The organism is Amycolatopsis sp. NPDC004747 (assembly GCF_053601335.1).
The window spans coordinates 23,296-47,600 of record NZ_JBSGBQ010000040.1; the positions used below are offsets into that span (position 1 = coordinate 23,296).

Annotated in this window: 21 protein-coding genes; 10 read left to right on the plus strand and 11 right to left on the minus strand. The window is 72.3% G+C overall.

What is annotated here, in order from left to right; translation table 11 throughout:
* Positions 1-51: 51 nt before the first annotated feature.
* The 6 genes from ACWEGE_RS40545 to ACWEGE_RS40570 form a co-directional block, all read right to left on the minus strand.
* Positions 52-969, minus strand: a complete 918-nt coding sequence (locus ACWEGE_RS40545; protein WP_449665801.1) for a PDR/VanB family oxidoreductase — start codon at positions 967-969, stop codon at positions 52-54.
* Entirely contained in the window at positions 969-1,127 is a 159-nt protein-coding gene (locus tag ACWEGE_RS40550; protein WP_449665802.1) for a hypothetical protein, read from the minus strand. The genes ACWEGE_RS40545 and ACWEGE_RS40550 overlap by 1 nt, the downstream gene beginning before the upstream one ends.
* Positions 1,124-2,155 carry a Rieske 2Fe-2S domain-containing protein gene (locus ACWEGE_RS40555; RefSeq protein WP_449665803.1) on the minus strand — a complete coding sequence of 344 codons (1,032 nt, stop codon included), beginning with the start codon at positions 2,153-2,155 and terminating at the stop codon, positions 1,124-1,126. Before ACWEGE_RS40555 ends, ACWEGE_RS40550 begins: the two co-directional genes overlap by 4 nt.
* A 69-nt stretch (positions 2,156-2,224) precedes the next feature.
* Complete coding sequence (locus ACWEGE_RS40560) at positions 2,225-2,989, minus strand: IclR family transcriptional regulator (protein ID WP_449665804.1); 765 nt, start codon at positions 2,987-2,989, stop codon at positions 2,225-2,227.
* Between the two features lie 21 nt (positions 2,990-3,010).
* Positions 3,011-3,952, minus strand: coding sequence for an acyl-ACP desaturase (locus ACWEGE_RS40565; RefSeq protein WP_449665805.1), 942 nt, complete (start codon positions 3,950-3,952; stop codon positions 3,011-3,013).
* Between the two features lie 93 nt (positions 3,953-4,045).
* Positions 4,046-6,625 carry an alpha-glucuronidase family glycosyl hydrolase gene (locus ACWEGE_RS40570; RefSeq protein ID WP_449665806.1) on the minus strand — a complete coding sequence of 860 codons (2,580 nt, stop codon included), beginning with the start codon at positions 6,623-6,625 and terminating at the stop codon, positions 4,046-4,048.
* Between the two features lie 166 nt (positions 6,626-6,791).
* Between ACWEGE_RS40570 and ACWEGE_RS40575 the strand changes: the two genes are divergently transcribed.
* Positions 6,792-10,175, plus strand: coding sequence for a TM0106 family RecB-like putative nuclease (locus tag ACWEGE_RS40575; RefSeq protein ID WP_449665807.1), 3,384 nt, complete (start codon positions 6,792-6,794; stop codon positions 10,173-10,175).
* On the opposite strand, the gene ACWEGE_RS40580 is transcribed toward ACWEGE_RS40575, so the two are convergent.
* The gene (locus tag ACWEGE_RS40580; protein WP_449665808.1) at positions 10,142-10,294 is read right to left on the minus strand and encodes a hypothetical protein; all 153 of its coding nucleotides are present in this window, start codon (positions 10,292-10,294) and stop codon (positions 10,142-10,144) included. The two genes, ACWEGE_RS40575 and ACWEGE_RS40580, sit on opposite strands and share 34 nt — an antisense overlap.
* 80 nt (positions 10,295-10,374) lie before the next feature.
* Here ACWEGE_RS40580 and ACWEGE_RS40585 point away from each other — a divergent pair, with 80 nt between their 5' ends.
* Positions 10,375-10,854: a hypothetical protein gene (locus ACWEGE_RS40585; RefSeq protein WP_449665809.1), complete on the plus strand. Its 480-nt coding sequence runs from the start codon at positions 10,375-10,377 to the stop codon at positions 10,852-10,854.
* Between the two features lie 76 nt (positions 10,855-10,930).
* Positions 10,931-11,722: an FkbM family methyltransferase gene (locus ACWEGE_RS40590; RefSeq protein ID WP_449665859.1), complete on the plus strand. Its 792-nt coding sequence runs from the start codon at positions 10,931-10,933 to the stop codon at positions 11,720-11,722.
* On the opposite strand, the gene ACWEGE_RS40595 is transcribed toward ACWEGE_RS40590, so the two are convergent.
* On the minus strand, positions 11,719-13,755 hold the full coding sequence (locus ACWEGE_RS40595) for an alpha-L-rhamnosidase-related protein (RefSeq protein WP_449665810.1): 2,037 nt from the start codon (positions 13,753-13,755) through the stop codon (positions 11,719-11,721). The two genes, ACWEGE_RS40590 and ACWEGE_RS40595, sit on opposite strands and share 4 nt — an antisense overlap.
* Before the next feature lie 229 nt (positions 13,756-13,984).
* Here ACWEGE_RS40595 and ACWEGE_RS40600 point away from each other — a divergent pair, with 229 nt between their 5' ends.
* A complete protein-coding gene (locus ACWEGE_RS40600) occupies positions 13,985-14,341 on the plus strand; it encodes a hypothetical protein (RefSeq protein ID WP_449665811.1) in 357 nt (118 codons plus the stop codon).
* Between the two features lie 405 nt (positions 14,342-14,746).
* Here ACWEGE_RS40600 and ACWEGE_RS40605 read toward each other — a convergent pair whose 3' ends face one another.
* Complete coding sequence (locus tag ACWEGE_RS40605; protein ID WP_449665812.1) at positions 14,747-16,729, minus strand: amino acid transporter; 1,983 nt, start codon at positions 16,727-16,729, stop codon at positions 14,747-14,749.
* A 227-nt stretch (positions 16,730-16,956) separates the two neighbouring features.
* Here ACWEGE_RS40605 and ACWEGE_RS40610 point away from each other — a divergent pair, with 227 nt between their 5' ends.
* On the plus strand, positions 16,957-17,361 hold the full coding sequence (locus ACWEGE_RS40610) for a ChaB family protein (protein WP_449665813.1): 405 nt from the start codon (positions 16,957-16,959) through the stop codon (positions 17,359-17,361).
* Between the two features lie 19 nt (positions 17,362-17,380).
* Here ACWEGE_RS40610 and ACWEGE_RS40615 read toward each other — a convergent pair whose 3' ends face one another.
* Entirely contained in the window at positions 17,381-17,773 is a 393-nt protein-coding gene (locus ACWEGE_RS40615; protein ID WP_449665814.1) for a hypothetical protein, read from the minus strand.
* Positions 17,774-17,939: 166 nt separating this feature from the next.
* Here ACWEGE_RS40615 and ACWEGE_RS40620 point away from each other — a divergent pair, with 166 nt between their 5' ends.
* The 5 genes from ACWEGE_RS40620 to ACWEGE_RS40640 are packed head-to-tail and all read left to right on the plus strand — an operon-like array spanning position 17,940 to position 22,532.
* Positions 17,940-18,401, plus strand: coding sequence for a chemotaxis protein CheB (locus ACWEGE_RS40620; RefSeq protein ID WP_449665815.1), 462 nt, complete (start codon positions 17,940-17,942; stop codon positions 18,399-18,401).
* A 25-nt stretch (positions 18,402-18,426) separates the two neighbouring features.
* On the plus strand, positions 18,427-19,476 hold the full coding sequence (locus ACWEGE_RS40625; protein WP_449665816.1) for a chemotaxis protein CheB: 1,050 nt from the start codon (positions 18,427-18,429) through the stop codon (positions 19,474-19,476).
* Positions 19,473-20,234: an ATP-binding protein gene (locus tag ACWEGE_RS40630; protein WP_449665817.1), complete on the plus strand. Its 762-nt coding sequence runs from the start codon at positions 19,473-19,475 to the stop codon at positions 20,232-20,234. Before ACWEGE_RS40625 ends, ACWEGE_RS40630 begins: the two co-directional genes overlap by 4 nt.
* Positions 20,235-20,245: 11 nt before the next feature.
* Positions 20,246-22,105, plus strand: a complete 1,860-nt coding sequence (locus tag ACWEGE_RS40635; RefSeq protein ID WP_449665818.1) for a CheR family methyltransferase — start codon at positions 20,246-20,248, stop codon at positions 22,103-22,105.
* Positions 22,106-22,151: 46 nt separating this feature from the next.
* Positions 22,152-22,532 carry a hypothetical protein gene (locus ACWEGE_RS40640; protein ID WP_449665819.1) on the plus strand — a complete coding sequence of 127 codons (381 nt, stop codon included), beginning with the start codon at positions 22,152-22,154 and terminating at the stop codon, positions 22,530-22,532.
* A 21-nt stretch (positions 22,533-22,553) separates the two neighbouring features.
* On the opposite strand, the gene ACWEGE_RS40645 is transcribed toward ACWEGE_RS40640, so the two are convergent.
* Positions 22,554-24,206, minus strand: coding sequence for a glutamate--tRNA ligase (locus tag ACWEGE_RS40645; RefSeq protein ID WP_449665820.1), 1,653 nt, complete (start codon positions 24,204-24,206; stop codon positions 22,554-22,556).
* Between the last annotated feature and the right edge of the window lie 99 nt (positions 24,207-24,305).

Sequence of the window (24,305 nt, forward strand, 5' to 3'; positions counted from 1 at the left end):
CCGTCCCATGTCACTACAGATCGGCCGGGTTCGCCGTGCAGTGACGCTGCGTCAGAGGTCGAGCACCAGCCGCGGCGAACGGGCGCGGGACACGCAGAGCATCATCACCTCGTTCTCCAGCCGTTCCTCCGCCGTCAGCACCGAATCGCGGTGGTCCGGCTCCCCGCCCAGCACCCCGGTTTCGCAGGTGCCGCACGTCCCTTCCCGGCACGACGACAGGATCGTGACCCCGGCTTCCTCGACCACCTCGAGGATCGACCGGTCCGCGGGCACCGGCAGCACTCGCCCCGAGCCGGCCAGCTCGACCTCGAACCCCGTGCGCGGGCCGTCGTCCGGAAGCGGCGCGAACCGCTCGACGTGCAGGTCGTCCGGGCCGAGCGCCTCCACCGCGGCCAGCAGCGGTTCCGGGCCGCAGCAGTACACCGCCGTCCCCGCCCCGGCCGAGGCCAGCAACGTCGGCAGGTCCAGGAGCCCGTGCTCGTCCTGCGGGCGGAAGACGACCCGGTCGCCGTGCCGAGCGAGGTCGGCCGTGAAGGCCATCGAGGAACGGGTCCGGCCGCCGTAGACCAGCTGCCAGTCGTGGCCCGCGCGGGCGACGCTTTCCACCATAGGCAGGATCGGCGTGATGCCGATGCCGCCCGCGATGAACAGGTACCGCGAGGCCTGCACCAGCGCGAAGTGGTTGCGAGGTCCCTCGACCGAAACCAGGTCGCCGGCCGAAAGCGAGTCGTGCACGTACGCCGAGCCGCCGCGGCCGTCGGGTTCGCGCAGCACCGCGACCTGGTACGACGACGCGTCCGCGGGGTCGCCGCACAGCGAGTACTGCCGCACGAAGCCCGGCAGCACCAGGTCGATGTGCGCGCCCGGTTCCCACGGCGGCAAGGGCTCGCCACCGGGAGCTCGCAGGGTCAGGCGGACGACGCCGTCGGCCAGCTTTTCCTTGTCGTCCACCAAAAGCTTGAGAATCATCAGTGTCCTTCGGGGTGGGCGAGCAGCCAGTCCCACAGCTGCACCGGGTCGTCGAACTCGCGCTCGGCGCCGCAGTGGCAGACCGCGCGCAGCCGGTCGGTGCCGAGCACCCAGTGGATGCGGTTGACGCGGTCACCGGTGAGCATCGGGCGCGTCACGACGCCGCCAGCCGCTGCAGCATCCGGCGCGCCGCCAGGCCGCCCGTGTCGATGTTGATCGACAGCTCCTGGTAGCCCTCCGGCTCGGTGGCGATCACCCGTTCCAGGACGTCGAGGGCTTCGACGTCCTGCAGCACCACCGTGCGGTTGTTGTCCGCGAGGAACGCCGACACGCCTTCGTCGTCGAGCGCGAAGTCCCGGGCCACCGCCCAGAAGTCGTGCGTCGAGTGCTCGGTTTCCGGCGTGATGGCGTAGACGACCTCGACGTGGAAGGCGTCCGGGTCGCTGCCGTCCGGGTTCGGCACCGACCCGACCGGCGCGATGCGGCTGTGCAGCTTGTACAGGCACGGCGGGGTGTATTCGATGTCCTGCCAGCGCGTGATGCGGCCTTCGAGGCCGGTCGACTTCGAATAGAACGGCGGGCACGCCGCGTCGGCCATGTGCCGCGAGACGTAGACGATGCCGGCGTCCTCGTCGACCTCGGTGGTGATCGGCGTTTCGGCGACCTCCGGGGTGCCGATGTAGCCGCCGTGCAGGTAGGTCTCGTGGGACAGGTCCAGCAGGTTGTCCACCAGCAGCGAGTACCGCGCCTTGAGCGGTTCCATCCCGCGGACCGTGGTGTAGTCCGGCGAGTCGAGCCAGGGGGCCCGCGGAATGGCCGCCGCGTCGGCCTTCGCGGGGTCGCCGATGAACACCCAGACGAAAGAATCCTGCTCCACCAGCGGGTAACGCGTCAGCCGCGCGGTCCGCGGCACCCGCGTCTGCCCGGGCACGGCCACGCACTTGCCGTCCACGCCGTAGGTGAAGCCGTGGTAGCCGCAGACGACCTGGTCGTCGACCAGCCGCGAAGGCGCCTGCGACAACGGGAACCGCCGGTGCACGCACCGGTCGGCCATCGCGGTGACGCTCCCGTCGCGGGTCCGCCAGAACAGGATCGGTTCCCCGCAGACGGTACGGCTGAACAGTTCGGTGCCGATCTCGGATCCGTAGGCGGCGACGTACCACTGGTCGCGGGGGATGGCGCTCATCGGGTCGTCCTTTCGTGGTGGGCCGGGTCACAGCGTGGGGGACCGGCCCGGGCGCCACGAAGGGCTATTTCATAAGACGGAAAGCGCGCGGGAAATCGCGCGAGCGCTCGTCATCACCAGCGGCGCGAGCGCGTGCGGTGCCACGCTCCCGTACCGCACCACGAGCGACACCGCCGCCACCACCTGGCCACGCGCGTCGTGGATCGGCGCGCCCACCGACAGCGCGTCCAGGGTGACCTGCCGGTCGCTGATCGAGAACCCGTGCGTCCGGACGTCGGCCAGCAGGTGCCGGACCCGGTCCGGGTCGGTCACCGTCTCGCTCGTGTAGCGCTCGATCGGGCTGCCGAGCACCTCCTCCTGCACCTCGGCCGGGGCGTGGGCGAGCAGGACGAGCCCGACGCCGGTCGCGGTCAGGGCGAACCGCCCGCCGACGCGGGTCAGCACCGGCACCGCCCCGGAGCCGGCGATCCGCTCGATGTACACGACCTCGGCGCCTTCGCGGACGGCGAGCTGGACGTTCTCGCGCGTGATCTGCGAAAGGTCCTCCAGGAACGGCAAAGCCAGTTCCCGCAGGCCCAGGCCGCGCGGGGCGAGCGAACCCAGCTCCCACAGCCGCAGGCCGACGCGGTAGACGCCGGCCTCGTCGCGCTCCAGCGCGCCCCACTCGCAGAACTCCCGCAGCAGCCGGTGGGCCGTCGCGGCCGGCAACCCGGTCCGGCGGGCGACCTCGGTCAGCCGCAGTGCCGGCCGGTCCGGCGAGAACGCCTCGAGCACCCGCAGCGCGCGTCCCAGCACCGGCCCGGTGGCGCCGGGAACGCGACCTCGGTGCGGCACGGCGACCTCCGGCGGTGTGGCTCAGAGGTCCACTATGCCCCGCGCGGCCCGGCGCGCGGCGGCCGCGTCCCGGCGTTCCTCGAACCGCGACGCCTGCGTGTCGAGGCCCTTGACGAACGTGGCGAGCTCCTCCCGGGCGGCTTCGCCGGCCGCGCCGAGGCCGGTCAGGTCGAAGACCTTCCAGTACCGCAGCAGCGGCTGGACGACGTCGTCGTGGTGGATGCGCAGGTCGTAGATGCCGGCCTTGGCCATCAGCGCCGCCTTGCGCTGGAAGCTCGGGATCACCGCGCCCGGCATCGCGAAGTTCAGGACCTCGTCGGTGATCGCGCGCATCATGGCGTCGGGCGAGATCTCCAGCGCCGCCTTGACCAGGTTGCGGTAGAAGACCATGTGGAGGTTCTCGTCCGTGGACACCCGGGCGAGCAGCCGCTCGGCCAGCGGGTCCTGGGTGTAGCGGCCGGTGTTGCGGTGCGAAAGCCGGGTTGCGAGCTCCTGGAAGGAGACGTACGCGCAGACGTTGAGCAGCGGCTTGTCGCCGGTGTCGTAACCCGCCTGCATGGTCTCCATCCGCATCCGCTCCAGCTCGACCGGGTCGACGGCGCGGGTGACCAGCAGGTAGTCGCGGATGCAGATGCCGTGGCGGCCCTCTTCGGCGGTCCACCGGTGCACCCAGGTGCCCCACGCCCCGTCGCGGCCGAACGCGCGCTCGATCTCGCGGTGGTAGCTGGGCAGGTTGTCCTCGGTGAGGAGGTTGACCTCCAGGGCGGTCCGGGCGATCGGGTTCACCCGGGACTGCTCCGGGTCCCACGCTTCACCGCCGAGGTCGGCGAAGTCGCGGCCCTGGCTCCAGGGGACGTACTCGTGCGGCATCCACTCCTGGGCGGCGGCGAGGTGCCGGTTGAGGTTCTCTTCGACCGTGCCTTCCAGCTCGTGCAGCAGGCGGGTGGTTTCGGGGACCGGCATGGGGGAACGTCCTTCCGTACCTACGCAACCGTAACTTACGGTGCCGTAGGCTACGACAACGGACGCGGCAGGCGGGAGGTTCCCCGGACGCGTTCACCGGGTGAAGTCGAACACGTAGTCCTTGAGGAGGGGCCCGAAGAAGCTCATCGCGCTGACCCGCACCACAGCCTGTCCGGGGACGTCACGAGCCTGGGAAAGGACCCGGCACTTCGCCGCCGGGTCGGCCGGAACGACCTTCGTGATCCTCGGTGACGCCCCGGCCGGTACCGCGACGGTGTACGACGGCGCGCCCGCGTCGAAGCCGCCGATCGTCCGGACGCCGACCACGATCCGGATCGAGAGCGGCCCGTCCGTCGGGATCGCCCGGCCGCTGAACTCCTGCCAGTAGCGCACACAGGTGTCGCGCCAGGTGCCCGTGTCGGCCTCGTGCGCGGCGAGCTTGGCCTTGACCTCGGCGAAGCGCCGCGCGTCGAGGTGGGGCTCGAGCGAGTCCCAGGCCCGGCGCATCCAGCTCACGTAGTGGACGCCGGTCTGGTAGCGGTACACCAGCTCGTCCCAGAAGATCCGGCCGGTGCGCAGCCGCCGGTCCCACGGCACGTGGTGGAACCACATCAGCAGGTTTTCGGGGACGGTCTCGATGTCGGCGTACCGGGCCGCGAGCACCGGGAAGTACTGCGCGGTGAACCCGCTGCCGGTGGGGGAGCGGTCGTAGCCCAGCCCGGCGCGGTCGGCCTTGTTGTAGTACACCGGGCTCCAGTCGTCGCGCGCGAGCCGTTCGGCGGGGTTGGGGCCGTAGTGGTCGCTGGACCGGAACTGGTGGGCAACGCCGAGCGGGGTCTGGTAGCTCACCAGCGCCTCCCGCGAGCCCATCATCATCGCCACGATCGTCCCGACGACGAAGTCGCGGTTGCTCCAGGTCAGCCGGACCCAGTCTTCGGCGATGCCGCGCGCGTCCAGCGTCCAGTCCCACGCCAGCCTGCCGAAGGCGTAGAGGTTCGCCTGCGCGAAGTGGTGCCCGGTCAGGTTGTCGGCGTTGCCGAAGTTGGCCACGCCGACGATGGCGCTGTCCGGGTGGCCCTGGGCCGTGCCGTCCACGACGTTGCCCACCAGCCGCTTCGCCAGCAGCCTGCCGTCCGGGCCGGTCGCGTGGGTGTCGGACTTGAGCACCTCTTCCCACAACGGGCCGAGGTAGCACAGCATCGTGTTCTGCCCGGTGTACTCCTGGGTGACCTGCAGTTCGATGGCCTGGTTGGTGTGTTCCATCCGGCCGAACAGCGGGTTGGCCGGCTCGCGGGCCTGGTAGTCGAGCGGCCCGTTCTTGGTCTGCAGGAACACGTTTTCGGCGAACCGGCCGATCGTGCCGTCGGGCTGGGGCTCGTCGTCGATGGGGCCGAACTCCAGGTAGGCGCGCTTGAGCCGGTCCGGATCGACGTCGGCGTTGTAGACGAAGGTCCGCCAGAAGATCCGCATGCCGAGCGGGGCCACCGCCGCCGCCATGCCGTTGGCGCCGTCGCCGTGGTCGTAGCCCAGGTCCTGGGGGCCCGGCTGGCCCTCGGAGTTCGCTTTGACGGTGAAGCCCGTGAAGTCGGGGATCGCGGCCTGCAGCTGCCGGGCCCGGCGCGTCCACCAGCCCTGGAACTCGGCGCTGTAGGGATCCAGCTGCTCGCGGGTGAGCGTGTCGGGCGCGAACCGCGCGTCGGTCGGGGCCGCGTAGTTGATGGAGACCGCCAGCCTGATCCCGTACGGGCGCAGCGCGTCCGCCAGCGCGGCTTCCTGCTCGATGGCGGCCGGCGTGAGGTAGAAGCTGTTGGCGTTGACGTTGTTGATCGTGATGCCGTTGATGCCCACCGAAGCCATCGCCCGTGCGGCCACGAGGTACCGGTCGAGGATCACCGGCAGGTTCAGCGCGGCGGACGCGCCGGTGGCGGTGAAGTCGAACATCGCCCCGGTTTCCCCGTTCAGCCCGCCCGTGCCGGCCGGGTTGTTCCCGGCGTAGAGCCGCTCAGTCTCCCAGTGGTTCAGGTACCGGTGGTTGATCTTCGGGACCGACCGGATGTCCAGGTCCGCCACCGGTTGCCGGGCCTGGAGCCGCCGGAGGAAGGCGAACGTCCCGTACAGGGCGGCGAGATCGGTGTTGCCGGCGATGGCGACCACCCGGCGGCCGCCGCGCGAGAGCGAGCGGATGAGGTAGCCGTCGGTGCCGAGCGGCGTCAGGTCGCGCGCGGGGACGAGCCCGCGCACCAGCGGAGAGCTGTCGGGGGTGCCGACGACCACCGCGCGGTCGGGGCAGCCGCCCGGCACCGGCACCGGCCGCCCCAGCAACCCGCCGAGGCCGCGGACGAGTTCGTCCCGCGCCGCTTCCAGGGTGCTCCGCACCAGGTGCTCGGTGGAGCCGGGGGCCATGGCCAGGTTCGCGGTGTGGCGGTGGACCGGGGTCCGCCCGGCGTTCTCCACGACGATCGCGCCGAGCGCGGCCCGGTACCGGGCGAGGAGGCCGGGATCGTCGACCGGCTCGTACCGCAGCCACAGGTCCGAGCCGTCGTAGTCGCCCGGGAAGGCGCCCGGCGGGTTCGCTTGCGCCGGAACGCCACCGAACATCGAAGTGGCCACGGCAGCTCCGCTGCCGATCAGGAAGGATCGCCGCCGCAGACCGTTCTCGTCGCTGAGAGACAAGGTTTCCCCCATCGTGTCCGCCGGGTATTTAGTTCGCTTCTCGCACTATTGCGGGCGGGTTCCGCACTGTCAAGAATTGGCGATATAGCGGGGATTCCCGAAAGTTTCGGCGTGTCGGGACGGCGTGCTCCGGCCCGGGTGATCCGCCGTGTCAGACTGCGCGGCGATGCTCACCCCCGACGATCTCGCCGACCTGCTCGACTGCGAACACCGCAGCGTCCTCGTCCAGGCGCTGGCCGCGGACCTGCCGGGAGCGCCACGGCCCGCGCTCGCCGAACCGGGCCCGCGCCGCGGGCACGCGGCGGCGATGCTCGCGCGGTTCCGCGCCGACGGGCGCGAGGTCGCCGAGATCGACGTCGAGGACACCGCGCTCGCCGCCAAGGCGACGGAAGAGGCGCTGCGGTCCGGCGTGCCGGTGGTCCACCGGGCCGTCTTCCTCGACGGCGAGTTCACGGCGCAGGCGGACTTCCTGGTCCAGGACGCCGAAGGCCGTTACGAGGTCCACGACGCGAAGCCGGTCCGGCAGGCGACGCCCGCCGCGGTGGTCCGGCTGACGGCGTGCGCCGACGCGATCACCCGGGCGGGCCGGCCCGCCGGGCCGCACCTGCACCTCCGGCTGACCGACGGCGGCACCCGGACGCTGCGCGTCGAGGACTTCCGGCCGCTGGTGGCCCGGCTGCGGACCCGGCTGGCCGGGCGGCCGCCGCGGCTGCCGGTGCCGTTGTGGGCCGACGAACGCCCGGCCTGCGCCGGCTGCGGGTTCGCCCAGCACTGCACGTCGGCGCGGGAAGCCGACCGGGACCTCTCGCTCGTGGCCGGGATGCGCGGCGACCAGCGGCGCAAACTGGTGGCCGCCGGGCTCGGTTCGATCGACGCGCTGGCCGCGGCCGGCCCGGCCGACCGGCCGCGGGACCTGTCCGCGACGGCCTTCGCCACCCTGCGCGCCCAGGCGGCGCTGCAGGTCCGGCAGGACGCCACCGGCGAGGTCGCCTACGAGATCGTCGACCCGGACGAGCTGGCCGCCCTGCCGTCCCCGGCACCGGGTGACGTGTTCGTCGACCTGGCGGGCGATCCGCACGCCCTCGCCGGCGAAGGGCTGGAGTACCTCTTCGGCGCGTTCGGCGACCGGCAGTTCACGCCGTTCTGGGCACACAGCCGCGCCCAGGAACGCCGGGCGTTCGAGGAGTTCGTCGACTTCGCCGCCGCCCGCGTCGCCGAGCACCCGGGCTCGCACGTCTACCACTACGCGCCGTACGAGGTCACCGCGATCAAGCGGCTGGCGGCGGTGCACGGCACCCGCGAGGAGACCGTCGACCACCTGCTGCGCAGCGGCGCGGTCGTGGACCTGCACGCGGTGGTGCGCAAGGCGCTGCGCGTGTCGCAGCGGTCGTACTCGATCCGGCACCTCGAGCCGCTCTACCAGCCCGGTGCCCGCGGGAAGACCGCGGTGTCCGACGTCGAGGCGTACGAGGAGTACCTGGCGCTCGCGCAGTCCGGGGAGCCGGAACGCGCCGACGAGGTGCTGCGCCGCATCGGCGAAAACACCGAGGACGACTGCGCCTCCGCGCAGCGGCTGTTCGAGTTCCTGCACCGGGTGCGCGCCGACGCGGGCATCGAGCTCCCGGAGCCGGCGGCGGAATCCGCGGAGGACGCGCTGCTGCGCGCGGCCGAAGAGGACGTCGCCGCCGAGCGGCGCGCCGAACGGGCCGCGCAGCTGGCCGCGCTGGTCGACCCCCTGCTCGACGGCCTGCCCGACGACCCGGGGCGGTTCACCCCCGACGAACGGGCCCGCGCGCTGCTGGCGGCGTCCGTCGGCTACCACCGCCGCGAGACGAACCCGGCGTGGTGGGAGTACTTCCGCCAGCTCGCCGCGCCCCTCGGCGACCTCGAGGTGGACACCGCCTGCGCGGTGCCGGTCTCGCTGGAAGCGGGGGAGTGGGTGCCCCCGGCCGGGCGGGCGCGCACGGCGAAGCGGACGCTGCAGCTGGCGTGCGACCCCGACCGGCCGCACCCGTTCGCCCCCGGTGACGACGTGCGGCTGCGCTACGGCGACACCGCCCGCGACGCGAAGGTCGTCGCCGCGTCGGCCGTGGAGCTGACGCTGGAAGAGAGCTGCCCGCCGGACGCGACCACGAACGACCGGCCGAGCGCGGTGCTGCCGGGCAGCCCGGTGCGGCCCTCGCCCAAGGACGAGGCGGTCGCCGACCTCGCGCGCCTGGTCGTCGACGCCCTCCCGCAGCTGCCGCGGCACCCCGGCGTCGACCTGCTCCGGCGCACTCCGCCGCGGCTTCGCGGCGGCGCGGCGCTGCCCGCGCCCGGCGAGGACCTGGTCGCCACGGTGATCGAAGCGGTCGACGAGCTCGACGGTTCGGCGCTGGCGGTGCAGGGGCCGCCGGGGGCGGGCAAGACCTACCTCGCCGGACGGCTGATCGCCCGGCTGGTGCGAGCCGGGCGCACCGTCGCGGTCACCTCGACCAGCCACAAGGCGGTGGAGAACGTGCTGAGCGCGGCCATGAAGAGCGCGCCGGAGCTGCCCTGCGCCAAGCGTGCGAAGAAGACACCGGACCCGGCCGCGCCGTGGGAGCAGCCGAAGAGCAACCCGGCGCTGGTGAAGTGGCGGCAGGAGCACGACACCGGGCACCTGGTCGGCGGCACGGCGTGGACGTTCGCCAACGCGGCGGTCCGCGAGGAGCCCTTCGACCTGCTGATCATCGACGAGGCCGGCCAGTTCGCGCTGGCCGACGCGCTCGCGGTGTCGATGTGCGCCCGCAACGTCCTGCTGCTGGGCGACCCGCAGCAGCTGCCGCAGGTGGTGCAGGGCACGCACCCGGCGGGCGCCGAGGCCTCGGCGCTCGGCCACCTGATCGGCGACGCCGACATCATGCCCGCGGCACTGGGGTACTTCCTCGACGAGACGCGGCGCATGCACCCGGCGGTCTGCGAACCGGTGTCGAACCTGTCCTACGCCGGGCGGCTGCACGCCCACCCGTCGGCCGCGGACCGCGCGCTGGACGGCATCGACGCCGGGCTGTACCTGAGCGAGGTCGACCACCGGGGCAACACCACCCGATCGGTGGAGGAAGCGGCCGGGGTCGTGCAGCTCGTGTCCGAAGTGCACGGTCGCATGTGGACGGACCGCGGCTCCGCGCGGCCGTTGGGAGACCACGACATCCTCGTCGTCGCGCCGTACAACCTGCAGGCCCGCACGGTGACCAGGGCACTGGAGGAGGCCGGGTACCCGGGCGTCCGGGTGGGCACGGTCGACCGGTTCCAGGGCCAGGAGGCTCCGGTGGTGATCGCGACGATGACGTCGTCGTCGGCGGTCGACCTGCCGCGCGGGCTGGACTTCCTGCTGTCGCGCAACCGGCTGAACGTGGCGCTGTCGCGGGCGCAGGCGCTGGCCGTGCTGGTGTGTTCGCCCCGGCTGGTCGAGGCGGACATCCGGACGGTGGACCAGCTGCGCCTGGTCGCGGGCATGATCGGCCTGATGACCGCGGCGCGGCCGTGGCCCCCGGTTCAGCTCGGCGGTTCGGTTTCGCCGGCGTCCTGAGTGTCGGGTTCCTTCCGCGGCCGGCCGGATTCGGGGATTTCGACGTCGAGGTCGAGCTCGGGGGTGCCCGGCGGGGCCGGTGCGTCGGGGGTGAGGGGGCGTTCCTCGGATTCACTCATGGGAGGCGGTTACCCCGGGGGACGGTGCGCAAAGCCCCGGCCGGTGTTTCGCGGACGCGTCAGTGGGAAGCCCGGGGAACATGACCGAACCGGACCAGAGCTACGACCCGCCGCAGGACACCGGCGGGCCGGACGCCGTCGAGACGGACCCGGCGGCCCTGAACAGCGCCGAGGACCTCGACGAAGACCGCCTCCGCACCGATCCGCTCGAAGAGGGGATGGACCCGCCGGAGCACTGGTCGGGCGTGACGAAGTACGGCATGACGCCGTGGGAGCAGGCCCACCCGCGCGGCCTGGGCGACCGGATCGCGGAGGAGCTCCCGGACCCGGCGGCCGAGGCCACGACTGGGATCGACAGCCGGGCGGGCGGGGCGGTGGACGAGGACACCGGCGAGTCACCGGAGCAGCCGGTCCAGCTGGAACCCGTGGCGGGCGACGGGCCGCCGGTGGACACCGAGCCGGACGAGGTGGGCGTGGACGCGGGTTCGGCCCCGGCGTCGGGACCGGAACAGGCGGCGCTGCACATCGAGGGCGAACGCCGGGCTGCCGGCGGGCGGTGATCGACCGGCCGGTGGTGTAGCCGCCGAACGGGGGTGCCCCGCACCGGGCGTTGCTGGTAAGTCTCTGCGCGTGACCATGGACACGATCGACCTGCACAGCGTCAACGCCTGGGAAGTGTCCTTCCTGCGCGAGGAAGTCGGCGCCTACTTCGCCCACGGCGTCGAGCTCGCCCCCGGCGCGACCGTGCTCGACGTCGGCGCCAACGTCGGCGTCTTTTCCGCGGCCGTGTACGAACGGCTGGACGGCGACGTGCGGATCCTCGCGTTCGAGCCCCTCCCGCCCCTGCACGCGACGCTGGAGCGCAACGGCCGAGAGTTCTTCGGCGGCCGGCTGACGGCGTTGCCCTACGGCCTGGCGGCCGACGAAGACGAGCTCGACTTCAGCTACTTCCCGGCCGCGACCATCTTCTCCTCGTCGCTGCGGGACGCGGGGAACATCGAGGCCGAGCGGCGGCGCGTCACCGCGAGCATCGTCGAGATGATCCGCCGGGGCGGGCTGGGCGCCGGGCCGCGTCGCGTGCCCGCGCCGATCCTGCGGGGGATCGTCGGACGGCAGCTGCGGGCGATGCGGGAGCTCGAGACGCACCGCGTCCGCGTCCGGCCGCTGTCGGCGGTGCTCGACGAGCAGGCGATCGAGCGCGTCGACCTGCTCAAGGTCGACGTCGAAGGCGCCGAACTCGACGTCCTGCGGGGACTGGAAGACCGGCACTGGCCGCTGGTCCGCCAAGCCGTCGTCGAGGTCGAAGGCTGGCGGCGCCACCGCGAGACCGTCCGGGAGGTCTTCACCGCGCGCGGGTTCGCGGTCGAGGCCGTGCAGGACCCCGTCCAGGAGGCCGCCGACATCGGGATGGTGTTCGCGGTCCGCTAACGGCGGAGTTCGAGCCAGTCGAGGTTGATCGCGCCGGTGTCGCCCGCCGCGTAGGACAGGGTCACCACCGGGTCGCGGCCGGTGAGCGGGACGTCGGCGAAGGTCGTCGTGCCCCAGGCGTCCCAGCTGTCGGCGACCTTCGGGAAGCCGACCTGCCGCACTGCCTGCCCGTCCACCGAGAGCGTCATGGTCCGGGTGTCGTTGTTGGCGTTGGCGTACCGCACGGTGAGCGCGACGCGCTCCGGCGCCGTCGTGGCGCGGTGCAGGGTGAAGGACGTCGCCGCGCCCTGCGCCCAGAGGCCGTCGAGGAACGCGCGGCCCGAGTAGCCGGTGTGGTTCACGTTCGTCTTCACGCCGCCGGTGTTGCGGGCGTCCTCGGCTTCGAGGTGCGCCGGGTCGGGGCAGCCGCCCAGTGCGGACGTCCCGGCGGTGTCGGCGCAGCGGTCCTGGGCGTCGGCCACGCCGTCGCCGTCCCGGTCGGCGGCGGATGCGCCGGTCAGGGTGACGTCGATCGTGTGGTCGCCGGTGAGCGTGTCCGGGATGGCGGCCGGGGCCTGCCGGCCGTCGACTTCGAACGACGCGATCGCGCTGCCCGCGCCGTGCAGGGCGATGGTGAGGTTCGCGCCGCGGTAGCGCAGGTTCCGCAGGGTGACCTCACCCCAGCCGGCCGGGAGGTGCGGTGCGAACGACACGCCGTGCTCGGTGAAGGTCAGCCCGAACAGGCCGGTGTGGACCATGTCGAGGAACGCCGTGGCCGACCAGGTCTGGTCGGGTTCGGAACCCCAGTGGAACTTCACCGTGTCGCCCAGCCGCTGCCAGCCGCCGTCGACGACCCCCGACGTCCCGTGGTAGATCTCCCAGAAACCGCTGTTGCCGGCGGCGAGCTTGGCCAGGCGCGCGGTTTCGGAGGCGAACGCGTTCACTTCGCCCTGCCCCGCCAGCGCTTTCGCCCACAGGCCCTGGACGAGCGGCCAGACGATGGCGTTGTGCCGTCCGGGTTGCGCGTCGCTGTAGCGCGCCCAGTTCGGGAACGTGTCGGGCATGCCCCAGGGCAGTTCCCGCGCGTGGCCGAGGATCGAGCGCGCCTGCGCCGGGTTCGCGATGCCGAAGACCAGGGCGAACGCCAGCCCGGTGCCTTCCTGGAAGGCGCCGCGGGAGCCGTCGGCGAGCAGCTGGTAGTCGTACAGCCCGGTGGCGGGGTTCCAGAAGCGCTGGTTGATCGCGGTTCGCAGCGCCGTGGCTTTCCCGCGGTAGCCGGCGATCTCCGGCGCTGGCCGGCCCAGCTTCGCGGCCATGTTCGCGGCGTTGACGTAGGCGGCGTAGTAGAGCTCGTTCGTGCTGAGGTACATCCCGGTCGCCACCCCGGGCCACGGCATGCTCCCGGTGCCGACCGACTCGGTCGCGTCGGCGGGCGGCGCGGGGTACCCGGCGATGCCGTCGTTGAAGAAGGAGGCCCCGGTGAACAGGCCGTAGGCCGCGTTGAAGCCGGCCGTGGTGGCGTGTTCGCGGATCGTCAGCGTGCTCGTCGCGGTCCGGTAGGCGTTCCGGAGGAAGTCCTGGTCGCCGGTGACGAGGTAGTGGTGCCAGGCGGCCGTGACCCAGACCACCTGGTCCCACTGCTGGTCGTCCTGCTGCACGCGCAGGGCGCCGCCGGCGTCCTTGTCGACCACCGCCCACAGGGTGTTCTCCGCCAGGGCCGGGTCGAGGAGGCTGGTGGCGTTCCAGCTGTTGACCGACGCGTCGCGCGTCCACGGCTGGGCGTAGCCGCCGCCGGCGCGGACGATGCCGGTGGCCGGATCCAGCAGCCCGCTCCGGTCGTAGCGCGCGTCGTATCCGATCGTGTTGGTGCGCAACAGGTTCTGCAGGGCGGCGGCGTATGCGCCCCCGAACAGCGCTTGGCTGTCCGGGTTCGCGAACGCCAGCGAAGGAGGCGCCGGGCTCGCGGTGGCCGGGGCGGCGCCGGCGAGCGCGCCGCACGCCGTCACCATGGCCAGGAGTGCGTGTCCGAACCGCTGCGGGAAGCCGTTTTTCATGCCTGCCCCTTTCCGCGACGGCGCCATTGCAGCACGGACCGGCGGTGTTTCCCCGGATGCGCCCGGATCCTGTCCGTTTCTGTCTGCCACCGCGTTGTTCACCACTGCGACGTCCGGCTCGGTCACCGCGGGTGATCATGACCCGGCCCGCTTGGCCGCCCCGGTGGCAGGGCCGGGCGGCGCCGTTGCATACTGCTGGAATGGCGCGCAGGAACCCGGAGACCGCACGGTGAGTCCCCGCGATGGGGCCTCACGCCCGAAATTCGGCCGGATCGACCCGTTCTGCCTGATGGCGGTCCTGCCGGTGCTGCTCGTCGCCGGGATCCTCGGGGCGCTGATCCACTGGGGGCTGGGGGTCGGCTTCGCCCTGTTCGCGGGGTTGATCCTCTTGTTCGACTCCTGGGTCAACCGGCCGCGTCCGGTCCCGGAGTCGGAACGCCCGGCGCGGGCGCCCCGCCCGGCGGGCCCACCACCGGCGCGCGGACCGGCCCGGGCACCGGCCAGGGGACCACGCCCACAGGACGGCCGCGGCCCGGCCCGGGCACCGGTCCGGCGGGCCGGCCCGCCACCCGCGGGACGCCGGTAGCGCACCCGATCGTCAGCCGACGGCGGAGATCTGTGCTCCGCAGACTTTGCTCCGGCAGGTCTGGCCCGGAGTCCCCGCCCGGGCTCAGTGAGCCGGCTCGGAACGCTCCGGCGAGCACTGCGCCGGACGAACGGCTCATGTTCGCGGGTTGATCTTTTCGGCTCCTGGCCCCGTGACGTCCCCCGGAGGGCGACCTCCCCGGGACCACGCCCGCAGGACGGCCGCGGCCCGGCCCGGGCACCGGTCCGGCGGGCCGGCCCGCCACCCGCGGGACGCCGGTAGCGCACCCGATCGTCAGCCGACGGCGGGGGATCTGTGCTCCGCGTGCTGCCGTCAGATCGGTGAGCCGGCTCGGAACGCTCCGGCGAGCACGCCGGAGCGTCGAGCAACCACCGGCCCGCCGCGTCAGCCGCCGACGTGGATGCCCGGGCGGCGCTCCGGGTCCTTCTCCACGCTCCTGATGATCTCCCGGACCACCGGTGCCGTGTCACCGCGGCCGAGCAGCAGGTAGCGGAACAGGTGCCCGAGCGGGTTGCCCTCGGACCACTCGAAGTAGCAGTGGGGGCGGACACCCGTCACGTCGCGCAGGGTGAGCAGGATCGCGGCGATCGCGTTGGGTGCCGCGGGGCTGTCCGTGCGGAGGATCCGGTGGCCGTCGACCTCCACGCCCCGCACCTGCAGGACGTTGCTGAACTCCGACGGGTCCACGACGTCGATCTCCAGGAACAGGATGTCCGCGGCGCCCGGCACCGGGTTCATCCCGCGCTGTTCGGCTTCCTTGGCGGAGTACTCCGCGTGGTCGCCGCCCTGGCGCTTGTTCGCGATCAGGTTCAGGGCGCCGTCGTGGGCCAGCGAATCGGCGATGAAGCGGCGGGCCTCGTCGTCGAACTCGATGCGGTCGGCGCGCAGCTCCGTCGTCCGCGACACGCGGGAGACCAGCGAGACCACGATGATGCCGAGGATGAACAGGGCCGAGATGGCGATCCCGTCGGGCTTTTCGATGACGTTCTCGACGAGCGCGTACAGCAGGACGAGCGTCAGGACGACGAAGCCCGCCGCCGCCCCGCGCTGCCGGTGCCGGATCGCCGAGATGCTGACCGCCACCGCGCCGGAGACCATCATCGCGAGGATGCCGGTCGCGTAGGCACCGGCCTGGGCGTTGACGTCGGCGCCGAACGCGATCGTGATGAGGATGCTGATCACCGTGTAGACGACGACCACCGGCCGGACCGCGCGGCCCCACTCCGGCGCCATGCCGTAGGAGGGCAGGTACCGCGGGACGATGTTGATCAGCCCGGCCATCGCCGAGGCGCCGGCGAACCACAGGATCAGCACGCTGCTGACGTCGTAGACGGTCCCGAAGATTTCGCCGAGTTCGCGGTGGGCCAGGTAGGCCATCGCGCGGCCGTTGGCCTCGCCGCCGTCCTTGAACGCGTCGGCCGGGATCAGCACGGTGGTGACGAAGCTCGTCGCGATCAGGAACACCGACATGATGAGCGCGGCGGCGGTGAGCAGCTTCCGCGTGTTGCGGATCCGGGATTCCAGCTTCTCCTCGGCGGACTTCCCGTCGGCCGCGACCAGCGGCATCATGCTGACGCCCGTCTCGAACCCGGAGAGCCCCAGCACCAGCATCGGGAACGCGATGACGGCGGGCCCGATGACGCCGGAGAACCCGCCGCCGCCGGCGGTCAGCGCGTCGGTCCAGTGGGAGAGGGCGGCGGGGTCGCCGAGCAGGTCGATCACGCCCGCCACCGTCACCACGGCGTTGAGCAGCAGGAAGACCGCGACGAGCGGGATGGCGACCCCGACGGCCTCGCTGAAGCCGAGCAGGAACACCCCGCCGAGGATCAGCAGCAGCACGACGGTGATGAGCACCGCGTGGCCGTGCAGGAAGCCCGGCAGGTACGGGTTCTCCAGCATGTGCACGGTGGCGTCCGCCGAGGACAGCGTGATCGTGATGATCCACGACGTCGCCACGAACCCGAGCAGGGTGAGGACGAAGAGCTTGCCGCGCCAGAACGGCAGGAGGTTCTCCAGCATCGCGACCGAACCCTGGCCGTGCGGGCTTTCGCGGGCCACCCGGCGGTACATGGGGAGCATGCCGAGCAGCGTCAGCGCGACGATCAGGAGGGTCGCCAGCGGCGAAAGCGCCCCGGCGGCGAGCGCGGCGATGCCGGGCAGGTAGGAGAGGGTCGAGAAGTAGTCGACGCCGGTCAGGCACATGACCTTCCACCAGGCCTGCGGCGTGCCGTGGTCTTCACCGCCCGCGCGGCCGACCGGCGCGACCCGGTGCTCCAGCAGCCACCGGGCCACGGGCGACGCGGGTGGCTGCGGCGGTGCCGGGCTTTCGACGCTCGCCGGAATCGTCAAATCGGGTGAAACACCCATTTTCGCCCTCTCGTCCCCTCGACCCCGAAAACAGTGGTCACCAGCATGCCCGACCCCGGGATCGCCCGCGCACGAGGCTCCGGTCCTCCCGGACAGGTCCCGCCGGGGCGCTTGCCTGGAGGGTCGGTTCGGGCATCTCGCGTGATTGACGGGGCATCATGCGTGACTGGTGGGGCATCGGGGCGGTGGGCGTTTCGGCGGGTGGTGGCCCGGGTAGCCGAGGCGACATGCCCGGACGCGAAGACTTGCCCAGCACCCTGCTGCGGTCGCCGCGCAAGGCCCAGGACACCTGGGTGGCCGCGCACGACTCCGCGCTCGACACCTACGGCCCCGGCCGGCGGGCCCAGCAGACCGCCTACTCGGCCCTCAAGCACACCTTCGAGAAGGTCGGCGACCACTGGGAACCCAAGCCCGAACGCGGCCCGTCCGACGAACAGGCCGCCGGGGGTGCCGGGCAGCCCGAAAAGCCGACCCACGGGGGCGTCAACGCCACCGCGAGCCGGCAGCACCTCTACCAGCGCGCCAAGCAGCTCGGCATCCCCGGCCGGTCGCGGATGTCCAAAGAGGAGCTCGTCGCCGCGCTGGAGAAGGAGAACCGGCGCCGGACCGACCGGGCCCGGCGGTCCGGCTGACGCGTCCGGTGCGGACGCCTCAGAACTCGTCGGTGCCGGTGAGCTCGTGTTCGAAGGCGTCCGCGCGGGCGACGACCGCCTTGAGCGGGCGCTCGAACTCCTCCTGGATGCTGAGCTCCTCCAGCGGCACGGTGTGCTTGAGCAGCGCGACGCCGTCCACCACCGCGGCGCCGCCGACGGCCGAGCCGCCGGCCAGCTCGAGCAGCCGGCGCAGGTCGAGCTTGTCGGCCCAGCCGACCGGCGAGGAGATCTCGATCCACGAGCCGCCGTCGAGCTCGGCGAGGTGGTGCACCGTCACCTGCTGGGTCCGGTCCCGCGGGCCCTCGAGCCGGAACCGCAGCCAGTCCTCCGATTCCTCGAGGACCTCGTACCGCGTCCGGACAAAGTTGATCACGTCGATCCAGGTGGTCACCCGCTGCGCCTCCCGCCTTCGGCCTGCCTGCGCCGTCGAGCATCTCACGTCCGCGCCGAAGCCGGTTCGCTGGTCGGCGGGGCTCCTCCCGTGCCACGATGAACCCCGTGCGGGACCGTCCGGCTGCGCGGCGGGCTTCGCCGGTCGTCGTCGGCGGTGACCACCGGTGACCATCGGCTCCGCGGCGCGCTTCCCGGTCGTCGCCCTGGTCGCCTCGGCCGGCGGCCTGGACGCCCTCACCCGGGTTCTCGGCCCGCTCCCCGCCGATCTCCCGGCGGCGGTGCTCGTCGCCCGGCACCAGGATCCCCTCCGGTTCAGTCACCTGACGTCGATCCTGGCCGGCCGCACGGCACTGCGGGTGACCGAAGCCGTCGACGGCGGCGAACTCGTGCCCGGTGTGGTCGTGGTCGTCTGTGGCGGCACCGTGTTCGCCCAGGACGAGCCGACGTCCGGGCACTTCGGCATGCCCGGCGCCGCCATCGGCACGGGCCTGGCCGGCTCGGTGCTCCCGCTGCCGCGAGTCGCCGAGGCCATCGTCGGCCACGTGGGCGCCGGTCGCGGGCGCAGCCGTGGTTTAGCCCGCTCGGCGGGGGCTACTCAAGGTAGTGGACGGCCTCCACTACCGTGAGGTGAGGAGTGAGGAGGTGGGCGCGGTGCCGCCCTTCCGGAGAGACCTCGTGGTCGTCGGCGCCTCGGCCGGCGGGGTCGAGGCGCTGCGGAGGGTGATGTCGGCGCTGCCGCCGGACTTCCCGGGCGCGGTACTCGTCACGATGCACCTCCACGCCGAGGCGGGGAGCGCGCTGGCCCGCATCCTCGACCGGGCGGGCCCGCTGCCGGCCCGGACGGCGCTGCACGGCGTGCCGATCGAGCCGGGCACCGTGCACGTCGCACCCCCCGACCGGCACCTGCTCACCGAGGACGGCTTGCTGGTGCTGAGCCGGGGGCCGACGGAGAACGGGCACCGGCCGGCGATCAACGCGACCTTCCGCTCGGCCGCGCTGACCGGCGGACCCAAGGTGATCGGAGTCGTGCTTTCCGGAGTGCTGGACGACGGCGCTGCCGGGCTGCGCGCGATCGTGGACCAGGGCGGCGTCGCCGTGGTCCAGGATCCCGCCGACGCGCTCTACACCGGCATGCCGGAAAGCGCGCTGTCCCTGGTGGACACCGAGCACGTGGTCCGGGCCGCCGACGTCGGCGCACTGCTCGACAAGCTGGTCGGCACACCGGTGGCGGCGGCGGAGGTGCCGCCGCCGTCGGACCTGCTCCTGCTCGAAGACCGGATTGCGCGCGACACCGTGCGGGCCGGGACGTTCGTCCCGTCCGAAGGTGACAGCGGTTCGGTCTACACGTGCCCCGACTGCCGGGGCACCCTGACCGAGGTGGACCCGGCCGGCCGGTACCGCTGCCGGATCGGGCACGCCTGGTCGACCCAGGCGCTGCTCACCGCCCACGACAGCGAATTCCTGGCCGCGCTGGAGACGGCGCTGCGTTCGCTCGACGAGAAGGCGACCCTGGCCCGGAAGCTGGCCGCGCAGGTCGCCGGGCGGCGACCGGCAGGGCTGGCCAAGCGCTACGCCGAGTCCGAGTCCGAAGCGACCGCGGCCGCCGATACGCTGCGCCGGTTCCTGCTCGAGACGACCGGCCGTGCCGAGAAGGAACCCGCGCCGCAGCCCGGCCGGGCGGAGGAGGCGTCGTCGCCATGAGCTTCACCGCGGTCCGGCTGGCCGTCGACCGTCACGAGGACGCGACCGTCGTGCGGGCGACGGGTGAGCTGAACCTCGGTTCCTACCCGACGTTGCGCGACGGCCTGCTCAAGATCGCCACCGACGCGCCGGACGGCTTGGTGGCCGACATCAGCGCGCTGACCATCGCCGACCCGTCCCTGGTGAGCGTCTTCTCCCTGGTCGCCATGCGGATCGGTGACTGGCCGGGCATCCCGTTCACGCTCGCGGCCGGGGCCGGCCACCAGGAGGTGCTCAGCCGCCACGCCGTCGACCGGTACGTGCCGGTCTGCTCCGGCGTGGCGGCGGCCGTGGCGGCACTGGGTCACCCGGTGCGCCGCCGGTGCGAAAGCGTGTTCCCGCGCGCCGACGGCACCTCGGCGCAGATCCGCGAGTTCGTCACGGCCCGGCTGCGCGAGTGGGAGGTGCCCGAACTCGCCGAAGACGCCCGGCTGATCGCCACCGAGCTGGTCGAGAACGTGCTGCGGCACACCACGTCCGAACCGAAGCTGCGGCTCGATCTGCGCCGCGGGGTGTGCACGGTGGCCGTGGCCGATGAGGACACGCGTCCGGCCGTGCTGCTCGAACGGCTGTCCCCGTTCGAGCCGGGCATGGGGCTGAAGCTGGTCGCGCAGATCGCCCGTACGTGGGGCTGCAGCCGGTCGTGGGCCGGCGGGAAGGTGGTCTGGGCGGTGCTGCTTCCCGGTGCCCGCACCGTCGGTGACCGTCCGGCCGGGTAGCGTGTCGGACCGTGACCGAGCCCAAGGAACCCAACGGTGAGTTCGAGTCCGTGCTCACCTACCTCAAGGAGTCGCGGGGCTTCGACTTCACCGGGTACAAGCGCAGCAGCCTGATGCGCCGGGTCCGCCGCCGGATGAGCCAGGTCGAGATCGACAGCTACGCGGACTACATCGACCAGCTCCAGGTCAACGCCGACGAGTTCGTCGCGCTGTTCAACACGATCCTGATCAACGTGACCGGCTTCTTCCGCGATCCCGACGCGTGGGACCACCTGCGCGAGCACGTGCTGCCTGCGCTGCTGGCCGAGCGCGGCCCCGAAGAGCCGATCCGCGTGTGGAGCGCCGGCTGCGCGGCCGGGCAGGAGGCCTTCAGCCTCGCGATGCTCTTCGCCGAAGCGCTCGGGGTCGAAGCGTTCCGGCAGCGGGTCAAGATCTACGCCACCGACGTCGACGACGAAGCACTGGCGCAGGCCCGGCTCGCGGCCTACACCCCGGCGGAGGTCGAAGGGCTCACCGAAGCGCAGCTCGAGCAGTTCTTCGAGCTGCAGGGCAGCCGGTACTGCTTCCGCAAGGACCTCCGGCGTTCGGTGATCTTCGGGCGCAACGACCTGGTGCAGGACGCGCCGATCTCCCGGATAGACCTGCTCGTCTGCCGCAACACGCTGATGTACTTCAACGCCGAGACCCAGACCAAGATCCTCGAGCGGTTGCACTTCGCCCTCGCCCCCCGCGGGGTGCTGTTCCTCGGCAAGGCCGAGATGCTGTTGTCCCACACCCGGATCTTCGAGCCGGTGAACCTCAAGCGGCGGGTGTTCCGCAAGGCGGTCGACGCGCCCGTGAGCTACCACCACTTCGTCTCCCACAGCTACCCGCAGCGGCGCGCGCAGGACATCTCCGGTCTCGAAGAACTGCGTGAGCACGCCTTCTCGGCGAGCCCGGTGGCGCAGATCGTCGTCACCGAGGCGGAGACGACGGCGCTGATCAACGCCCAGGCGGAAGTCGCGTTCGGACTGTCCGAACGCGACATCGGGCGGCCGTTGCGCGATCTGGACGTCTCCTACCGCCCGGTGGCGCTGCGCGCCTACGTCGAGCAGGCCCGGCTGGAGCGCCGGTCGCTGCGGATCAAGGACGTGGAGTGGCGCCGGGCCGGGGAGACCGTGTGGTACGAGGTCCACGTCAACCCCTTGGTGAACAAGAGCAAGGCGCTGCTCGGCGTCTCGGTCGTGTTCCACGACGTCAGCTGGGCGCGCCAGCTGCTCACCGAGCTGGAGCACACGAACCGGCAGCTGGAGTCGGCCTACGAGGAGCTCCAGTCGACCAACGAGGAGCTCGAGACCACCAACGAGGAACTCCAGTCCACCGTGGAGGAACTGGAGACGACCAACGAGGAGCTCCAGTCCACCAACGAGGAACTGGAGACGATGAACGAGGAACTGCAGTCCACCAACGACGAGCTGCAGACGATCAACGACGCGCTGCGCGAGCGCAGCCTCGACCTCGACGAGGTGAACGAGTTCCTCGAGTCGGTGCTCACCTCGATCCGGGCCGGCATCGTGGTCATCGACGCCGAGATGCGGATCAAGGCGTGGAACCGCGGCGCCGAGGACCTGTGGGGCGTGCGGCGGGAGGAAGCCGAGGGCATCCACCTGCTGAACCTGGACATCGGCCTGCCGGTCGGGGAAGTCCGCCCGGTGGTGCGCGAGGCGCTTTCGGACCCGGCTTACCACGGTGAGCTGGTGCTCGACGCGATCAACCGGCGCGGCCGCGCCGCGGTCGTCCGGCTCCTGTGCAGCGCCCTGCGCAGCTCGAACGGGGAGAGCCACGGCGCGCTGCTGATGATGGAGGAGACGAAGACCGAACAGCCGGAGTGAGCCGGTGGGCTTGCCGAGCCGGGCCGGGGCTGTTATCCGTTGATCCATGGCGTTGACCAACGTGTGGATCGCGACGCTCAGCGATGGCCTGATCCGAGCCGACCAGGTCGTCGGCCTCACGGCGCACGCGACCCCGGCGCTGACCGGGAAGCCGCCGCGCTGGCTGTTCGACGCGACCCTCCGGGTCCCGGCGGGCAGCGGCAGTGTGGACGGCTGGGACGTGGGGATCCTCCACCGCACGCTGGTCCAGTCGCCGGCGGAACCGGTGGGCGCCCCGGAAGCGCTCGCCCGCCTGCTGGCCCGGCTGGACCGGGAGGACGCGGCCGGCCTGATCACCGCGGTGGTCGACAGCGGAGCCAGGACCCAGCCGGCGAGCGTGGTGCGCTTCGGTTTCCGGCCGTTCGAGGACGAGGGCTCCGGCGCCTGACGCGCCGGAGCCCCGCGGGCCCTACTTGGTCAGCGCGGCGATCCGGCCGAGCACTTCGTCCTGCCCCAGCGCCTGCGTGATCGCGTGCAGGTCGGGGCTGCGGGTCGACCCGGTGAGGGCGATCCGGATGATCTGCGAGGCCTCCCGGATGGAGCCGGGGAAGCCCTCGGGGTTCTTCTTGAACTCCTTGGCGTTGCGGGCGAACCCGTGCTTGGCCGCGACCGCGCGGATCTGGTCGAACCACTCGCTCCCGTCGTCGAGCTGGCGGTAGTCCGCGGCGAAGTCGTGCGCCACGGCCCGGACGACCGCGGGGTCGACGCCGAGGGCGGCGATGCGCTCGTCTTCCGGCCCGGTGACGGCGGCGTGGAGCTGCGGGAAGAAGAAGCCGTACACGGCCCGGAACTCGCTCCACTTCTTCAGGTCCTTGCGGGGGTTCTCCGCGCCCTCGCGTTCGACGGCCAGCGCGCGCAGGGCCAGCTCCGGCTCCTCGTCGAGGACCCGGCGCAGCTCGGGGTCGAACCGCTCGGCCCAGCCGCGGACGGCGTCGAGGATCGCGGCACCCGGAAGGGTGGCGATGTGGTCGGCGGCGATGTCGTCGAGCTTGACCAGGTCCACCAGCGGGCCGGCGACGCCGCACTCGTCGAGGTTGATCGGCTCGTCGAGCGCCTGCTCGAGCGGCATCTCCGCGAGCCGGCCGTTGACCAGGCCGCGCAGGTAGTACAGGACGGCTTCGGCGGGGTAGCCGGTCTCGATGAAGAAGTCGACCGACGCTTCCGGGTCCTTGCGCTTGGACAGCTTGCGCTTGCTGCCGCCCTCCTGCTTCATCAGCGGCGCGATGTGGGCGTAGGTGATCGGCTCGAAGCCGAGCGCGTCGAACAGCTGCTGGTGCACCGGGACCGACGAGATCCACTCGTCGCCGCGGATGACCAGGTTCACCCGCATGAGGTGGTCGTCGACGGCGTGCGCGAAGTGGTAGGTCGGCAGCCGCGGGCTCTGGTCGGAGCTCTTGAGGATGACGACGTCGTTGCGGTTGGCCTCGGCTTCCAGCGGCCCGCGGATGGCGTCGGTGAACCGGGCGCGGGCGCCGGTGTCGTCCGGGGCGCGGAACCGCACGACGTACGGGGCACCGGCGTCGAGCTTGGCCTGGACGTCGGCCGGGTCGGCGTCGCGCCAGATGGCCCAGCTGCCGTAGTAGCCGGTGGGGAGCTTGGTGGCCTGCTGCCGCTGGGTGATGGCGGCCAGCTCCTCCTTGGTGGCGAAGTCGAGGTACGCCTTGCCCTGGCGGAGCAGCTCGCGCACGTAGCTGAGGTAGATCCGCTCGCGGGCCGACTGCTGGTACGGGCCGTAGTCCCCGCCGCGGTGGATGTCCTCGTCGGCGGCGAGGTGGAAGTAGGAGAAGCCGCGCTCGAACTGGTCGAGGACGCCCTCGACCTCGCGGGACTGGTCGGTGTCCTCGATGCGCACGAGGTAGCGGCCGCCGGAGCGCCGGGCGACGTCCTGGTCGATCAGGCCGACGTAGACCCCACCCAGGTGGAGGGACCCGGTCGGGGACGGGCCGAGGCGCGTGACCAGTGCACCCTCGGGCAGCTGCCGGGCGGGGTACTGCTGCTCCCAGTGCTCGGGTCCGGGCAGGTCGGCAGGGAAGAGGGCATCGATGACCGCTCGGTCCAGCATGGGTTGTTCTCCCCGCGTCGTGGTGCGCTTGCCTCGGCGAAAATGGTCGTTTTCGCCGACGAAGAGCCTAGCCGGGCGGCCTGCCGGCCCGGCCGGGTA